At 57.1% G+C, this 16,280-nt stretch carries 13 protein-coding genes; 12 read left to right on the forward strand and 1 reads right to left on the reverse strand.

The annotated features are described in order from the left end of the window. Positions 1-214: 214 nt before the first annotated feature. The 7 genes from IIY41_RS00005 to IIY41_RS00035 all read left to right on the forward strand — a co-directional run bounded on the left by IIY41_RS00005 (position 215) and on the right by IIY41_RS00035 (position 7,927). The gene (locus tag IIY41_RS00005; protein WP_009326018.1) at positions 215-727 is read left to right on the forward strand and encodes an RNA polymerase sigma factor; all 513 of its coding nucleotides are present in this window, start codon (positions 215-217) and stop codon (positions 725-727) included. Continuing rightward, positions 724-2,226 carry a DUF4179 domain-containing protein gene (locus IIY41_RS00010; protein WP_009326017.1) on the forward strand — a complete coding sequence of 501 codons (1,503 nt, stop codon included), beginning with the start codon at positions 724-726 and terminating at the stop codon, positions 2,224-2,226. The genes IIY41_RS00005 and IIY41_RS00010 overlap by 4 nt, the downstream gene beginning before the upstream one ends. Positions 2,227-2,347: 121 nt before the next feature. After that, a complete protein-coding gene (locus IIY41_RS00015; protein ID WP_050004428.1) occupies positions 2,348-3,166 on the forward strand; it encodes a C39 family peptidase in 819 nt (272 codons plus the stop codon). 387 nt (positions 3,167-3,553) lie between these two features. Beyond that, positions 3,554-4,447, forward strand: a complete 894-nt coding sequence (locus IIY41_RS00020; protein WP_055080964.1) for an EamA family transporter — start codon at positions 3,554-3,556, stop codon at positions 4,445-4,447. Between the two features lie 180 nt (positions 4,448-4,627). Further along, a complete protein-coding gene (locus IIY41_RS00025) occupies positions 4,628-5,284 on the forward strand; it encodes a response regulator transcription factor (RefSeq protein ID WP_009326013.1) in 657 nt (218 codons plus the stop codon). 39 nt (positions 5,285-5,323) lie between these two features. Next, positions 5,324-6,751: a sensor histidine kinase gene (locus tag IIY41_RS00030; RefSeq protein ID WP_287399045.1), complete on the forward strand. Its 1,428-nt coding sequence runs from the start codon at positions 5,324-5,326 to the stop codon at positions 6,749-6,751. A 69-nt stretch (positions 6,752-6,820) separates the two neighbouring features. After that, complete coding sequence (locus IIY41_RS00035) at positions 6,821-7,927, forward strand: hypothetical protein (protein ID WP_055080962.1); 1,107 nt, start codon at positions 6,821-6,823, stop codon at positions 7,925-7,927. Positions 7,928-8,306: 379 nt separating this feature from the next. On the opposite strand, the gene IIY41_RS00040 is transcribed toward IIY41_RS00035, so the two are convergent. After that, positions 8,307-9,773, reverse strand: coding sequence for an ATP-binding protein (locus tag IIY41_RS00040; protein WP_287399047.1), 1,467 nt, complete (start codon positions 9,771-9,773; stop codon positions 8,307-8,309). Positions 9,774-10,782: 1,009 nt separating this feature from the next. Between IIY41_RS00040 and IIY41_RS00045 the strand changes: the two genes are divergently transcribed. From IIY41_RS00045 to IIY41_RS00065, 5 genes are all read left to right on the forward strand, one after another. After that, positions 10,783-11,811 carry a LacI family DNA-binding transcriptional regulator gene (locus IIY41_RS00045; protein WP_287399049.1) on the forward strand — a complete coding sequence of 343 codons (1,029 nt, stop codon included), beginning with the start codon at positions 10,783-10,785 and terminating at the stop codon, positions 11,809-11,811. A 1-nt stretch (position 11,812) separates the two neighbouring features. Beyond that, complete coding sequence (locus IIY41_RS00050) at positions 11,813-12,811, forward strand: N-acetylglucosamine kinase (protein ID WP_205507179.1); 999 nt, start codon at positions 11,813-11,815, stop codon at positions 12,809-12,811. An 80-nt stretch (positions 12,812-12,891) separates the two neighbouring features. Next, positions 12,892-14,034, forward strand: a complete 1,143-nt coding sequence (locus IIY41_RS00055; protein ID WP_205507180.1) for an alpha-amylase family protein — start codon at positions 12,892-12,894, stop codon at positions 14,032-14,034. Continuing rightward, positions 14,031-15,068 carry a Gfo/Idh/MocA family protein gene (locus tag IIY41_RS00060; protein WP_205507181.1) on the forward strand — a complete coding sequence of 346 codons (1,038 nt, stop codon included), beginning with the start codon at positions 14,031-14,033 and terminating at the stop codon, positions 15,066-15,068. The genes IIY41_RS00055 and IIY41_RS00060 overlap by 4 nt, the downstream gene beginning before the upstream one ends. Further along, a complete protein-coding gene (locus tag IIY41_RS00065; protein WP_287399055.1) occupies positions 15,065-16,276 on the forward strand; it encodes an aminotransferase class V-fold PLP-dependent enzyme in 1,212 nt (403 codons plus the stop codon). The genes IIY41_RS00060 and IIY41_RS00065 overlap by 4 nt, the downstream gene beginning before the upstream one ends. The last annotated feature ends 4 nt before the right edge of the window (positions 16,277-16,280 follow it).

A 16,280-nucleotide genomic window follows, 5' to 3' on the forward strand; every position in this document is an offset into this window, starting at 1 on the left:
GTTCCTATGCGTATGGCGCTGTAAAAGCACAGAACGGCAGACGATGGCTCCCGGCGGCGGGAAAAGGCGCAGGCGAAGAAGCCTGTGCCCCCGCCGCCGGGAGCTTTTTTGCGCACGGCAAAGGAGCTTTGAGTTTTTTTGCCGCAGGTGTAACCTTTTGGGAGGTTCGCAGCTCTAATAGGCGTGATCACAAAGAAAAAGGAAGGTGTAAAGGTTGACCGATCAACTGGTGCGGAGGGCGCAGCGTGGGGACAAGGACGCTTTTGTGGCGCTGATGGAACAGTATAAAGCCGCGCTTTATCGCGCGGCCCGCGCGATTTTGCACAGCGACGAGGACGCGGCGGACGCGATACAGGAAACCGTTTTGGAGGCATGGCGCAGCTTGCCGAAACTGGAGGCGCCGCGCTATTGCAAAACGTGGCTCACGCGGGTGCTCATTTACAATTGCTATGATATCCTGCGCCGAAAAAAACGGGAGACGCCTGTGGAGTTTCTGCCCGAGCAGGCTGCGGAAGAGCAGGGGGAGGAAGCAATGGATGTAAAACGTACGCTGCAGAAGCTTTCGCAGAACGACAGGTTGGTGCTGACGCTGTTCTACCTCAATGACATGCCTGTCAAACAGATTGCTCGGACGCTGGACGTGAGCGAAAACACAGTGCGCACGCGCCTTACAAGGGGGCGCGCGCGGTTCCGCGAAGCCTATTTGAGAAAGGAGAACGAAGTATGACACGATATGGAAATGAAAAAGAGAAAATGCGCTCCCTGCTGGATCCGGGCCCTGTGCCGGAAATTGTGGAGATGCGCCTGCGCGAGGCATACGCGGCGCTGCCAGAGCGTCGTCCTGCGCGTCCGGCGAGGCCCCGCCTGCGCGTCCTGCGTACGGCGCTGGCGGCCGCGGCGCTGTGCGTGGCGTTGCCCGTTACCGTGCTGGCTGCAACGGGGGAGCTGCTGCCCATGATTGAGGGTGCCATCGCCTTTTTCCGGACAGACGCCGCCACGACGCTGGATTCCATTCAGAATACATTTGAAGCATACAACGCCGCAGTCGCGCTGGAAAAGACAGATGCGGGCGTTACGTTCACGGTGGACAACATCAGCGTGGACGACAACTTCATCAATCTTTTCGGCCGGATGCAGGCGACCGGCCTGCGGGCAAAGCTGCAGGAGGCGAACACCGCCGGAGACGGCAACGCGCTGTTCGACGGGCAGATGCCGGATCGGTGGGCTTTCGCGTACAACGACATGCCGCGGCCGGTGGTCCGTGTCGGCGACGCGGTATACGGTCTCGATAACTCCCTGAACGACAGCCTCAACTTCTATTTCCAGGACGACGATACCGTGTGCTATGCCCGGCGCATTCTGGTAAATGATACGCTGCCGGACAGCTTTGCCATGCAGATTCTTCCAAGCTATGCCACGCGCCCAGCGGCGGACGGCGCGGGTGCGGAGAAATATCAGACGCTGCTGGGCACGGAAGGCGACTGGACGCTGGAGTGCGGCGTGGATATCACGTCCACGCGCGGCGCGGTGAAAAATGCGGAGCCTCAGGTGCTCACGCTGGGTGAAAGCAAGCTGGACCTCAAAAAATTCAGCGTTTCCCCGCTGGGAGCCGTCGCCGTTGTGGATGAACACTTCACCGGCGGCATCGGTGAAGGCGATGTCGTGCAAAAGGATGGCTATACTTCATTGGAACAATACGCCGTGCGGGACAGCGCGGGAAACTGGATGTATTGGATGCGCCCGTCAGGCTGGACCGTTGGTGAAGAGTCCCTGTACGAGTTTGTGAAGCCCGCGGACGGCGTAGACAGCCTGACCTTTGTGCCGGTGCTTTACAGCGGCACGGCGCAGGCGCAGGAGGCCCTCGCCCCGCTGGAGCGGGGCGCGAAGCTGGAAGTGACGAACCTCTCTGGCTATACGGTCGAAAGTTTTGTGCTGGACGGCCGCCGTCTGGAACTGACGCTGGCGCCTTACGGCCCGCAGGCCTATGGGATGGTTGGCCTGGAGATTGAACCGTGCGGCGCGGACGGCTCGCCCGCCTATGACGAAGAACAGGCCCGCACCTGCATTGTGGACAGCTACACCGACCACGCGACGGGCAACGTCGTTTATACAATGGACTTCTATCACGATGAGCCGCTGCTTTCTTCCGCGGTGCAGCTCCGCTATACAAAGCTGGCCGATATCGCGCTGGACGAAGCGAACGCCGTCACCGTCCCCTTGGCCTGAACGGAAAACTTTTTGCAGCACGGTAACATGCCGGATACAAAAAGGCGACAAGTTTGAAACAAACGCGCGCTAATCTGGAAAAAAGGGCAGGAGCCAGCCTGCCCAAAGGGGAGGAATGGGAATGCAGACCGTTTATGATCGGGAGGTGACGCTCCATTCGCGGAACGTGCAGGGCCGGAATGCTCTGACGGAGCGCGCCGGGCGTGCCGCCGTCTTTTACAAACCGGCTCATGCGCGCAAAACACAGCCCGGCGCATGGCGGCGGCTTGCCGCTGTGGCGCTGTGCTGCGGGGCGCTGCTGTGTGCGTTCCGTCTGTATGGAAGGGCACGCAGCCGGTTCGGAGTGCAGCTCCCGGTCAGGACGGTCCTGCAAAACCCGGAGCTGCCCAACGGCTGCGAGGCCGCCAGCTTGGCGGCTCTTTTGAAATATAAGGGCGTGCCCGCCGACAAGCTGGATCTTGCCTATGGTTATATCCCGCGCGGCGATATCGAAGAAACCACGGACGGCCGCACCGGGCCTGACCCAGAGCTGGCCTATGCGGGCGACCCAGCCGCGGGCCTGGGCTTTTACTGCTTCGCACAGCCGGTGGCACAGGGGGCGAACGCCTATCTGGCGGCGCAGGGCTCGGCTCTGCGTGCGGCGGATATAACAGGCGTTACCGGACAGGGGCTTTTGCAGTATCTGCGCGGCGGAGACCCTGTGATCGTGTGGATCACAAAAGACCTTTCCGCACCGCGCACGGGAGGCTGCACCTGGCTGCTGGCGGATACGGGCGAGACCTACGCGCCTTATGTCAATCTGCACTGCGTCGTGCTTGCGGGGTGGGACGGGGATACCTGCACCATCGCAGACCCGCTGCAGGGCAGGCGCAGAGTGGACGCGGCTGCGTTTCTGCAATGCTTCAGGCAAATGGGCAGCCGCGCCGTCGTGGTGCATTGACCAAAGCGGGGAAACGCGGAGCGCGAAGGAGCCTCTGCGGAAGAAAGCGCCTTTGTGGGATGACGGCTTTGGCGCCGGCGCACGCAAAACGCTTGGCGGCCCTTTGTGGGCCGGCAAGCGTTTTTTGCAGCAAAACACTTGCGCTTTTTTGTGTGTTCATGATAGAATGAATCGCTTGCAAATTTTCGGCAAAAGGAGGCGGCATCTTTTCATGACACGAAACAGCATTCGGCGTACCCAGTGCTGGCACAATACCCGGTTTCCCCGCAGGCCGCCCCCGGCCGCATCCTTCTGAACGCACGGCCACCCGCATGCAGCCGCCCGCGCCTCGTGCGCAGGCTTTGTTTTGCTGTGTGCCTTTATAAAATTTAGAAGGATGTTTTACATATGACATGGTTTATTCTTTCCCTGATCGCGATTCTGTTCTGGAGCGGCTCGGACCTGTTCTCCAAGCTGGGCTCCAGGCCCGACGATAAATACAGCCATTGGAAGATGGTCATGGCTGTGGGCGTTGTAATGGGCGCGCACGCCCTTTTCCTTATCGCCACGGGCACGCCGTTCAGCCTTTCGGATATCGTCACCTATCTGCCCGCCTCGGCTATGTATATCCTGTCCATGATCCTGGGTTATGCGGGGCTGCGGTACATCGAGCTTTCCATTTCCTCGCCCATCTGCAATTCCTCGGGCGCGGTGGCGGCGCTTTTGTGCTTTTTCATTCTGAAGGAAACGATGTCCGGCCTGCAGTTCTTCGCGGTGGCGCTGGTATGCGTGGGCGTGTTCGCGCTTTCCTATATCGAAAAGAAGCAGGACGATGCGCTGCGCCGCCAGGAGGGCGATACGCCCGACAAAAAGCATACCCGCAGCTTTCTGGCTATTCTGTTCCCCATCCTGTATTGCATCATCGACGGCCTGGGCACCTTTGCGGATGCGCTCCTGCTGGATACCGTCATTGCCGAGGAGCAGGCGAACATCGCCTATGAGCTGACGTTTCTGATGATGGCCGTTTTTGCGTTTGTGTATGTGGTGATCGTCAAAAAGCAGAAGATCAGCCTTCCGGCAGAAAAGCCCAAGCTGGCCGCCGCCCTGTGCGAGACCGCGGGCCAGTTCGCCTATGTGTTCGCCATCGGCGCAAACGCCATCGTGGCCGCGCCCATGATCTCTTCCTACTGTATCATGTCTCTGGTGTGGAGCCGCATTTTCCTCAAGGAAAAGCTGTCGAAGGCGCAGTACGCCGTTATTGCGGTGGCTGCCGTGGGCATCGCGATCCTGGGCATGGAATGACGAAACTGTAAACTTTTTGCAACAAAACGGCAGCGCCGCGCGTCTATATGACGTGCGGCGTTTTTGTTGTGCGCAGGGGAAAAAGCCGCCCCGCGCGGCACACCGGCGCGCCGCCGCCCATTACAACTTTCTAACAAGTCTGAGAGATAATGGGGATCGGAAAAAAAGGAGTGTCGCTTTATGGCGAAAATATTGATCGCGGAGGACGAGCGCCCCATCAGTGAGCTTGTCAAACGCAACCTTATGCTGGTGGGCCACACAGCGGCGCAGGCTTTCGACGGCCCTTGTGCGCTGGAGATGGCAGGGGCCGAGCGGTTCGACCTTGTGCTGCTGGATGTGATGCTGCCGGGCTGCTCCGGCTTTGAAGTAAAGGAACAGCTGGACCCGGCGCTGCCCGTCATTTTCGTTACGGCGAAGAACAACCTTTCCAGCCGTTTGCAGGGGCTGGGCCTTGGCGCCGACGATTACATCGTGAAGCCCTTTGAGATATTGGAGCTGCTGGCCCGCGTGGAGGCCGTGCTGCGCCGCGTGCACGCCGGGGCCGAGGTGTTCGACCTGGGCGACTGCCATGTGGAGTTCGGCACGCACCGTGTGTTCGTTGCCGGGCGCGAGGTGGCGCTTACGCCGCAGGAATTTATGCTGCTGGGCGTTTTGGTGCGCAACCGGAATCTGGCGCTTTCCCGGGAAAAGCTGCTGCAATTGGCCTGGGGCTACGATTATGAGGGAGACACCCGAACCGTGGACGTACATATTCAGAAGCTGCGCAAAAAGCTGGGCTTTGAAGATCGTATCCAGACGGTGTACAAGCTCGGCTACCGGCTGAGCACAAAGGAATAGGGAGCGCGCCGGGCGCTCCCGAAAATGGAGGCGCGGCGCTTGCGGAACAAAATGGAAAAGGGACGCGGGAGCGTCTGGCTGAAATTCTGGCAAAAGACCTATCTGCTCACACTGGCGCTGTTTCTGCTTGCACTGGGCGGCGGCATAACGGCCATTGCGTCCGTCAGTCAGCAGCGTGCGTTTGAAGCTGAATGCGGCAAGCTGTTGGCGCAGCAGCATTCCGTGGCGCAGAGCCTTGCCGCGGACGCCGCCGCAGTGCAGGCGCGCAGGCCGGAGGCGCTGCCGCGTCTGGCGCAGAACTACGCCGGGCAGCTGAAACGCTCCGGCGTTTTTCTGCGTGTGGCGCAGGCGGGCGACGTATGGGCGGATGAGCTGCCGCAGCCGGATTCCGCGTTGCCTGAGGTGCCGCCCGAGGGACAGCGCGTGCATACGGTACTGCTGTCCGGCGGGCGGCATGTGCTGTATATCTCCGCCGTGCTGCCCGCCCCGCCGGAGGATGTGGCCGTCACATGCGCGTTTGACATGGAGGCCTTTTTTGTACAGTGGGCGCAGACGCGCCGGGCATTTTTGCTGGCAGGCGCGGCGGTGTCCGCTGTTTTGGCGGCTGCGCTGTACGTTGTGCTGCGGGGGCTTTCCCGCCCCATGGAGCGGCTGGCCTGGGTGGCCGGGCGGCTGGCGGACGGCGATTACACGGCCCGCAGCCCGGAGCGCACGCGGGACGAGGTGGGCCAGCTTGCCCATGCGCTGAATGAGATGGCGGCCCGTGTGGAATGGAACGTGGCCGAGCTGCGTGAAACGGCCCGGCGCAAGCAGCAGCTTGTGGACAACGTAGCGCATGAGCTGCGCACCCCGCTCACGGCTGTGGGCGGCTATGCTGAATACATCCAGCGGGCCGAGCTGTCCGAGGAGGAAAAATATGAGGCTGCGCAGTACATCGTGGAGGAGGCAAACCGCCTTGCCGTGATGAGCGAGCGCCTTTTGCAAATGGCGGCCCTGCGGGGCGAACAGGCGGCGCGGGAGCCTGTGGACGTGCCCGCTCTGCTGGAAAAGGCGGCGCGCACCGTCGCACCCAAAGCCGCTGCCCGGGGCGTGGCGCTGGAGCCGGTGCAGGCGGACGCCTGTACGGTGCAGGGAGAAGCGGCGCTGCTGGAAAGCCTGATGGTGAACCTGGCGGACAATGCTGTAAAGGCATGCGGGCCGGGCGGCAGTGTGCGCCTTTGCGCACGGCGGGAGACGGGCCGCCTGACGCTCACGGTGCAGGATACGGGCCGCGGCATGGACGCGGAGACGCTGGCGCACATCGGTGAACCGTTTTACAGGCCGGACAAGGCCCGCAGCCGGGAACAGGGCGGCGCGGGGCTGGGCCTTGCGCTGTGCTTCCAGATCGCGCAGAGCCATGGCGCGGCGCTGTCCTTTACCTCCGCGCCGGGCGCGGGCACCACGGCCGCCGTAATATTTACAGCTTGATGACATCTTGAAGAAAATGCCGCAACAGCTTCATGGGATACTGGGAGCATCGAAAGGAGGTTGCTTGCGATGAAGAAAAGCAACAGAACGGTGCGGAAGATGCGGAGCGCTTGGACGGGATTTACTACGGCGTGCCTGGCGGCGGCGCTTACGATGAGCGCTTTGGTGTCCTGTGCGCCGCAGGAGAGCCGGCCCGTTGTGACCAGCGACGACCTGACGCCGCCCAGCGCCGCGCAGGAGGCCATTGCGCAGGATATTGGCGGTGGTAAAAATTATGCGTATCTCTGGGAGGCGGAGCAGACTGAAACCGTGGTGGAGGAATGGATAAAGACGCATGAACAGATAGTGGACACTCTGCGGGGCCTGATCGCGCAGGGGGAGGATACCGTCAAAGAGGCGGGATTTGTTTCGGTGGAAGCCGCGCAGACGGAACTGGAATACTGGCAGGCCGTTTTGGAGCGGGAGCCGGAACAGCTCCGGCAATCGCTGCGGGAAGAAGCGGCGCTTGCACCGGTCGTTTCCGCACAGGAAGCAGCGAATATAGCGGGCGTAGCGTTTGAAACGATGTACGGGCTTGACCTCTCCCAAAAGACGCTGCGGCTGAACTGTTACCAGTCCGATTCCAATATGGAGTACCATATCGCGGGCGGAGGCGTGATGCGGACGGTTTGGGGAGTGGAACTGCCGGAGGAGCCGGACGGCGTATTGTTCAGCACCAACGCCATCAGCTGCACGCTGGATGCGACGACCGGCGAGTTTATCGCCGTGGATTATACGCTCGGCAGTGAAGAAATCGCGGCCATGCAGGCGACGGCGGTTCCGGCCTGCTTTATCCAAAGGGCAGACCCCGACGCTGCGGGCAGCTATGGCTATTGGGATGAAACCGAAGCGAGCTATGCCGGGACAGTGGAGAAGCTGAAACAGCAGGCAAAGGAACAACTTTCCGGCAGTGCGCTCGTCGGCGGCGCGGCAGTGACGGAGGTCCGTGCGGAGCTGGAAGGAAAGATAGAGGAAAGCGGAGAGAACCACATCAGCCTGTGGGTCGATTGCGACAGCGGAAAAACCTATCAGCTTTACCGGGGATATTACCTTCAGCCATACGTCAATTATGATTTCGGTGGATATCCGCTGCGTGCCTATCGGATTACAAACGACACCTATTTAAAAGGAGAATGAGCGCCCTTGCGCCGCCATATCCTGTAAAACGTTTGTAAAATGACATGCGGAGTCAAAATTTAAGATAGACTTAAGGAAAACATGATACAATTTCGACACACTTGTGTGTTAAACTATCAAAAAATGGCGAAAAAGGGCGGGTGTGCGTGCAGTCGGAGAACTGTGACAGACAGATTTAAATGGCGTAACCGTGTTGCTTGTAGATGAAATGCACAAATTATAAAGACTGGTAAAAAGCCCGCGAAGCCTGATATCAAAAGGCTTCGCGAGTTTTTTGTGTATTGGTAGTCAAATAGTAGTCAAGCGAGAATAATACAACCTAGCTATCAAAGAGGTCGAGAGCGGCGGGCACCGATATCTTCATCCAAGTTCTTTACCGTCAAGTTTCCGCTGTCTGATAGGTTTGCTTAGGGCTGCGCGGCTTGTCAGGCAGCGAAAGACGAATCGCTCCGCTCGCCACCAGCGGATCCAGGTAATGGCGCAGGGCATATTGTGCAGACGAAATTCCCAGATAGGCAATGATTTCGGCACGGCTCCGCGGTTCCACGCAAAACGCCAGCAGTCCTTTCGGATCGGGTATCGAAGTTACGGTCATCGGTTCCAGTGTTTTTTGCGGAGCTACCTTTGCCCGATTTCGCAAAGTTACCGAAAAATTGCTGCGCGTATTGGTGAACACAGGAGTTGGCAGTCCCAACTCTGCCATCGCGTGTTGGATGCGGGGGATACCGGAATAGCGGTTTTCTGTTTGACCCAGCGATTCCATAGCGGTCACTAACACCGGATTGCGTGTATCTGGTTGGACTTTCCCTAGCTGGTCTACTGTCAAGCGTCCATATAGGCCACCCGGATTGGCGACTTCCAGTCGGTCGGAATACATCGTCAGTTGGATGGGCATCCCTTCCGTATGGATGCTGTAATCACGATGAACCAGTGCATTCAAAACTGTTTCACGCACAGCGTCCAGTGGATATTCCGGTCGGTCAATGCGGCGTCCAGTTTCCGGATCGATTCTGGTGGAAACCTGCATATTATTGCGTACAAACGCAACCGCCTGGTCCAGCATTTCCGGCAGAGTTCCCTCCAGCCGCTTGCTGTCAATAAAACGCTGCCCCTGTTCATCCAACAAGCCCATTTCCGTTCCAGGCACATGGGTTGCGATGATGCTGAGCTGTGGAAAATATGCTTGGGGATAAGGGCTGAATAGCAGGACGGCAGCCAATGTAACGACACCATTTTTAGTGACGCCAATCAAATCATACAATTGTGATAGATCCAGTGTTGCAAAATGAACCCGGTCCTGTTTCCGGCGAAGGACATACTGAGCCAAATGATCTTGATCCAGATTTTGTACCCGGAGCTGCTCCACAGGGCGTATATCGTCCCGATACTTTTTACGAAACGCCTCGTAGCTGTACACCTCGTATTCTGTCATCGGCTTATCTGCGTCACCGACTCGAATATAGGAACCCTGCATTCTTCCTTTTGCGGTTTTGAAACACGGACGCTCCGTTATATCGACCGGCGGAATCTCTGCCGAAACAAAAACCTTGCCGTCTTCCTCGTACACCGAAAAGACCGGTCGTACTACAGGGGTCATCTGTTCGCCATATTCCATGACCTTGCGCTGAAGGTCATGCGTATCGTATACGCCAACCTTTGCGAAATGGGCCTTTTCGTCTAAGCCAAACACCAAGGTGCCGCCGCTGTCCTGGTTGGAAAAAGACGACAAAGTATTATACAATTTTTCCGGGCATCCGCCATGGGCGGATTTTACTTCGATGGTTTGTTCCTCGCAGTGTCGGCTCTGTATCTGTGCCAATAACTTCTTCAGTTCTGCTTCTACCATTTGTACGACTCCTTCTCAAAAAGTGAACAAGCAAAGAAAAAGAGTTCACTTTCTCTCGAAAATCAACTCAAAACGCAAGAAGTCAATTCGAAAGGTTGAGTTTTCTCTTGTGTTTCTTCTGTTATATCACAAGAAGGATGTCAAAACAAGATGTTCTAATGGTTTTTTTATTCATTTGTTTTATATTTTCCAATACAAAATGTGTTGCGTTAAAAACGCACAAGGGATAACAATCAGAACTCTTTTTAACCGTAAAGCGTCGCCCAACGAAACCATCATAATAACGTTCTTTTCCTTTTGTTAAGTTCACTTGTCTCAGACTTAGCCGTCCATAGACCAGTTGGACGTAGTAGTCTGGCTGGGAACTACGGGAAGGCGGAACAAAGCGATTATAGAACGTGGATTTGGTTGGGTTCACATAATCGTGAGTAAATATAGGAAAAGCTCGTTGATGGTTGGAACAACATACTTTGCGGGTTTTTTGAAATGAGTTACACGGTGGTGATCAAGTGGCGGTTAGAATTTTCAGCAACAGAACTACGAAGTTACCGTTTGGCCTCATCGTGAGCTCGTTTCGTCGCAGCGGTTGATACAACCCACTGTTTACCAAACTTACGGACATCCACACCATTCACGAGTTTTCCGTAAAGATGGCTTTACGCAAAGTGCTTTCATTTAGTCCACACAACTCACTATTCTATAGTTTGACTCAACAGGGCAACTATCCGAGATGTGCCTTCCCATCGTTATGATCGATTTCTTGTTAGTACAGACTTGGAAGTATTGAACTTTTTTGTTCTGGAGGCGCATGCGAACAGTTCTGTAGAGCTTTTCTTTCAGAGCGGGTTTTGAAACGACCTTTTTTCACACATATTACTTGCTGGAATGAGTAGACAAGAAATTTTTGATTTTTTTATAAAAGTTGCCTATTGAATGTGGCTCTGAAATCTGATATTTTAAATTTAGAGGCTTTGGAAAACGTTTGCCAATGAAAAAGAGAGGACCAAGGATGGTGACAATAAAGAAAATTGCACGGGAAGCCGGCGTATCACTTGCCACGGTTTCCCGTGTACTGACCAACAGCCGTCCTGTTCGGCCAGAACTGCATGAACGAGTGATGAACGTCGCGCACGAACTGGGCTACGTGCCGAATACCGCGGCTCGCGCTCTTGTGAAACGACGCACAGATTCCATCGGAGTGGTCGTGAACAATCTGCACGATCCCTTCTTCCATGACCTGATCCGAGGGTTCGAAGCTGGGGCCGCACAGACAGATTACAATGTGGTATTTTGCAGCGCAATGAGTCGGGCGCGCCAGCTCAAACAGCGGTATGTGCGCTATCTGAGCAACGGTGTTGTGGATGGGATCATTCTGTATGCTTCTTACGATTCGGACGAAGCCGTAGTGCGTGAACTGCACGCCAGCGAATTTCCTTTCGTTCTGATAGAAAGCAGTGTGGAAGGTGTAAAAACCAATAACCTTCTCATTGACAACGAGGGCGGAACATACAATGCCGTGCGGTATCTCCACCGGTTCGGGCACCAGCGTATCGCTTACATTGCTGGCCCGGTTGACAAACATATCTGTGTTGAACGTCTGGGCGGATATCTCAAGGCAATGAAAAATCTGTGTCTGCCCGTAGACAAAGAGCAAGTATGCTATATACAGAATGGTTACAGCGACGGATACGGCATCATGGAGCGTCTGCTGAGCCTGCCGCAGGCGCAGCGTCCCACGGCCGTTCTGTGCTACGATGATGCCGTAGCTAGCTATGCGATCCGCTTCGCCATGGAGAAAGGATACCGTGTGCCCGAAGAGATCTCGGTGATGGGCTTTGACAATCAGACCATCCTGCCGGACGGATACCGGGGACCGTCCATCACCAGCGTGTCCCAGCCGCTGTATGACATCGGATTTGACAGCATGATCCTGCTGACCCAGATCCTGCGCGGAGAAAAAGAAGGCACGGTCATCAATCGGTATCAGACCCACATTGCAGAAAAAGAGACTGTAACATATCTGAAAAAGGATGAATGATATGAATGGATTGAACAAGCGCTATGTGGCGGGAGTAGACGGCGGCGGCACCAAGACAGCCTGCATGATTGCCGACGAAACAGGCAGCATTCTTGGCTATGCTGTCGCCGAAGGGTCCAATCATCAGATCAGCGGCTTTCCGCTTGCGATAGAAAACGTTTACCTCTCGATTAGAACAGCCTGTGCCCAAGCCGACATCTCATTTTCTCAGCTTTCCTTCATTTATCTAGGAATGGCTGGCGCCGACTCTGCCGACGACTTCGATATGCTGAACCGGGCTTTTTCCGAAAAATTCGACTCTATCCCGTTCCGAGTCGTTAACGATATCTGGATCGCTTTCGCCTGTGAGGCAGAGCAGGACTGGGGTGCGGTTTCCGTATGCGGGACCGGCGGGAATCTGGGCGTCAAGGACAGGAACGGACATATGTACTCCGTGCGGGCCCTGCGCTATATGCTGGGAAATTACGGCGGCGGACATCATCTGGCGGAAGTGGCGATGCATTGGGCGTTCCGGTGCGACGAACATACCGGGCCTGATACACGCCTGACACAGTTCCTTCCGCAGTATTGCAACTGCGCCGACATGGACGAACTGGCTGCAAAAATATATGAAAGCGGATATCAGTACTACAAACAGTACAACATTTCAAAGCTAGTGTTTGATCTTGCTTGGGAAGGCGACCGTGTATGTACTGATATTCTGTGGCGAATGGGTACACGACTGGGAAATATGCTGGGCAACCTCATTACATATGCCGGCCTTTCCCGCGAGCAGATCCCTGTGGTTCTGGCAGGAAGCCAGTATTCCAAGGACGAGCACGGCCTTTTGACCATTCCTCTGGAGACGGCTTTGAAACAGTATGTTCCGCAGGCGCGCATCCAAATCGTGGGCTGTCCGCCGGTGGTAGGTGCCGTATTCCGGGTACTGGAATGCGTAGGCTGTTCCCCGGAGCCCCGGCAACGTCTGTTGATAAAAACGCAGGCAAATGAAAAAACCTGACGGGGGATTATTTTTGCAGTATTTGGAAAACGTTTACCGACGATTTCCATGACATAATCTTAACCGAAGAAGGTGATCGTGTGCAGCATGAGAGAGACATGTTTTTATACGCATGGGACGTGATAGACGAGGGCGCACGGCCGATGGCACAGCGCCTGTCCGCTTTGGGCGTGACAAGCGTTTCTCTCGCGGCTGTTTACCACAGCGGAAAGCTGCTGCTGCCGCATAATCCGAAGCGTTGCGTGCTGGTTCTTGAGGACAACCGGAGCTACTTCCCGTCAGATCCCGGGCGGTACGGAACGCTGCGTCCCGCCGAATCGGAACTGCTGCGGGGGCACAACCCGGAATTCTGGAATGAAATGCTGCACGAATTCCATGCGTGCAACATCCGGGTCTGTGCCTGGGTCGTGGTATTTCACGCGGACCGTCTCGCCCGGATGTATCCGGAATATGCGCTGCACAACGCGTGGGGAGAACCGTCCCCGCACAGTCTCTGTCCTTCCGGAGAAGAAGCTTTCCGCTACGGACTCAGTCTTCTGGAAGACGTCGCGGCATCCGGTGTGGATGAGCTTCATCTTGAATCTGCGGAATACGGCGGATTCCTGCACGGAGCGCACCATGAAATGCAGGCATATGCTGACTGCTCCGGTCTGGAGCGGCTTCTGAGCCCCTGTTTCTGCCCGGCCTGCATAGAGCGGGCACAGCGCGGAGGAGTGGATGCGGAGCGTCTGCGGGAAGAAGTCCGGAACCGGGCTTTCCGCTTTTTCAATCTGGAACCTGCGGAGCTGGAGGACGAGAGCCTCCGGCAGGCATGGAACCGTCTGCGCACGCAGAGGATCACGGAATTCTACGCACAGCTCCGCGCCCGCCTGGACCGCCGCGGCCTTACCGTAAAGGTCAAGCCCATTCTGTGGATGACCGGCGGGGCCGACCCGCTTTGCTCCGGAGTCGACGTCCGGCAGCTCGCCCCGTTTATCGACGGTGCTCTTGCCGCGTATCCGTCTTCACCGCAGGACGTGGAAGCCTTTGCGGCGCGTGCACGGGCCTTTGTCCCGGCGCATGTACCGCTGAGCTTTGGCGTTCGCCTGATGGCGCCGCAGACCACGCGCCCGGAACAGGTTGCGGAATACCTGGCCGCCTATCGGAATCAGGGCGTAAATTCGCTGTTCTTCTACAACTACGGAATGGCACCTTTACCTTTCCTGGAGGCATTGTCACAATGAAAAGCATGCAAACGATCGGCGTGATCGGAACCGGTGAGATCGCCCGTCTGCACATGGAAGCTCTGCGAACGTTTTCCTGGCAGCTGGCCGGAGGATACGACGTAAACGTTTCTGCGGCGCAGGAATTCTGCCGGACATTCGGAGGACGCGTGTACGAAAGCTCGCAGCAGCTTCTGGACGATCCCGGCATTGACACGGTATATGTGTGCACGCGGCACGACAGCCATGTCCGGGTTGCCTGCGCAGCCATGGCCGCAGGCAAAAGCGTATTTCTGGAAAAACCTCTCGCCATGGGAACCGAAGATGCCCTGCTTCTGCTGAAGGCGCATTCCGAACATCCCGTTCCGTTCGCTGTGGGCTTCAACATGCGCGTGGCGCCCGCAACGCGGAAATTCCGCTCGCTGCTGAACGAAGCGCAGGCGCAGGTCGTCTCCTTCAAAGCCAGCATGACCGGCCCGCCTTTCATGGACGGATGGGCGTCGGACCCGGTGCAGGGCGGCGGAGCGCTCGTGTGCCAGGGTTCCCACATGTTCGATCTGCTCCGGTATACGCTGGGCAGCCCTGTGGCTGCCGTGTGCGGCAGCGTCCAGCATCTCGGCATCTCGCCGGACCGCGAGCCGAATGCCGCCACACTGCTTGTGAAGCTGGAAAACGGAGCCTGCGGAACGCTCCTTCTGCACGACCGCGGAAATCCCGCTTTTCATGCGGGAGCTGAAGGCCGCATGGTCGGCATCACGGCATACTCTCCTCAGGGCACATTTGAAATGGATGCATACGGAAAAGTGCGCTGGGGAACGGCCGGCGGTTATTATGAATGTCTTCCCCCGGATGAGCCTGATCAGTGTACCAGATGGGGCTACCGCCGGGAAGCCGAGGAATTTCGAAGGCTTCTGGAAACGGGGAAAAGCGAACTTTGCACTCTGGAACAGGGCCTTGGCGTGGTCGCCGTCGTGGATGCCGCCCGCCGGGCAGTCCGGTCCGGCGGATGGGAACACTGCCCGGAAATAAAGAACAGCATGGAGGAACATCAATGACCATTCAGGAAAAATACGGATTTCGGAAAGTGCTGAACACGCGTGGGCCTGCAACCATCCTGGGTGCGGCACGCGTGAGCGATCCGGTTCGCAAAGAGATCTATGACATTCTGGGAGAATCCGTTGAGATCTGGGAGCTTCAGCGTTGCGCCAGCCGGAAGATCTCACAGCTGACGAACGCCGAAGCGGGATGCGTCGTCAACTGCTCCAGCGCCGGGATGGCGGTCGCTGCGGCTGCGGCACTGACCGGCAGAGACCCCGCCAAGATCAAAGCGCTTCCCGACATCACCTGGCCCCGCAAGAAAATCCTGATTCAGAAAGGACAGGTAACGGGAGCCGGCGACTGCCCGGTGTGGCAGGTGATCAAAATGACCGGCGCGGAATACGTGGAGATCGGCGAAGCGCTGGACTGCGCCACGTTCCACCTGCGCGCTGCGCTGGACGATACCGTGGCCGCCGCCTTTTACGTGATGGAAGACACATTTGCCCCCAACCTGCTGCCGCTGGAAATCTTCGTTCAGATCTGCCATGAGAAAAATGTTCCTGTGATCTGTGACGCCGCTTATCTGACCGATTTCACGATGCTGGCAGCAGCGGGCGTGGATCTGGCCATTTACAGCGGACAGAAATGGCTTGGCGGCTGCACAAGCGGCATTGTAGCCGGCAGAAAAGATCTGGTCCATGCCTGCTTCCTTCAGGAAATGGGCATCGGACGGCCCATGAAAGTCGGCAAGGAAGGCATCGTGAGCATCATGGCTTCCATCGACAACTGGCTGAACCGTGACACGGAACAGATCGAGACCTTCCAGAAACACCTGGCCTCGAACATCGCCGAGGCGGTGTCCGACATTCCGGGTGTGACCTGCGCGGTGGAAAAGTCGCTCTATTCCCCGTCCGTCCGTCTCCGCATGGAGATCGACGCAAACACGACCGGCATTTCCGCGTGGACCATCAACGAGGATATGGGCAGGCTGGACCCGGTCATCAAAACGGATGACTATTATGTCAGCCGCGGGATCATCATTTTCGACATGGCTTATCTGGACGAAGGAGACGACCGGATCATCGGCGGCGTCCTGCGGGAATATCTGACCGGCGAGCGCAAATCGGCGCCCGGCAAAAGCGGAGCGTCCGATGTGCCGAAAACGCGCCAGGACACTTTGTACGAAATGTTCGACGCGTGGCTCGACGGCGACCCGAGAGGTTGAAGCC

Source organism: Ruthenibacterium sp. (genome assembly GCF_017421385.1).
Taxonomy (GTDB): Bacteria; Bacillota; Clostridia; order Oscillospirales; family Ruminococcaceae; genus Ruthenibacterium; species Ruthenibacterium lactatiformans.

What these genes read in the sequence shown, in the direction of transcription:
- IIY41_RS00045 (WP_287399049.1), top strand. Translation starts at nt 10,783, where the DNA reads ATGGTGACAATAAAGAAAATTGCACGGGAAGCCGGCGTATCACTTGCC.
- IIY41_RS00035 (WP_055080962.1), top strand. Translation starts at nt 6,821, where the DNA reads ATGAAGAAAAGCAACAGAACGGTGCGGAAGATGCGGAGCGCTTGGACG.
- IIY41_RS00025 (WP_009326013.1), top strand. Translation starts at nt 4,628, where the DNA reads ATGGCGAAAATATTGATCGCGGAGGACGAGCGCCCCATCAGTGAGCTT.
- IIY41_RS00010 (WP_009326017.1), top strand. Translation starts at nt 724, where the DNA reads ATGACACGATATGGAAATGAAAAAGAGAAAATGCGCTCCCTGCTGGAT.
- IIY41_RS00065 (WP_287399055.1), top strand. Translation starts at nt 15,065, where the DNA reads ATGACCATTCAGGAAAAATACGGATTTCGGAAAGTGCTGAACACGCGT.
- IIY41_RS00050 (WP_205507179.1), top strand. Translation starts at nt 11,813, where the DNA reads ATGAATGGATTGAACAAGCGCTATGTGGCGGGAGTAGACGGCGGCGGC.
- IIY41_RS00040 (WP_287399047.1), bottom strand. Translation starts at nt 9,773, where the DNA reads ATGGTAGAAGCAGAACTGAAGAAGTTATTGGCACAGATACAGAGCCGA.
- IIY41_RS00015 (WP_050004428.1), top strand. Translation starts at nt 2,348, where the DNA reads ATGCAGACCGTTTATGATCGGGAGGTGACGCTCCATTCGCGGAACGTG.
- IIY41_RS00020 (WP_055080964.1), top strand. Translation starts at nt 3,554, where the DNA reads ATGACATGGTTTATTCTTTCCCTGATCGCGATTCTGTTCTGGAGCGGC.
- IIY41_RS00060 (WP_205507181.1), top strand. Translation starts at nt 14,031, where the DNA reads ATGAAAAGCATGCAAACGATCGGCGTGATCGGAACCGGTGAGATCGCC.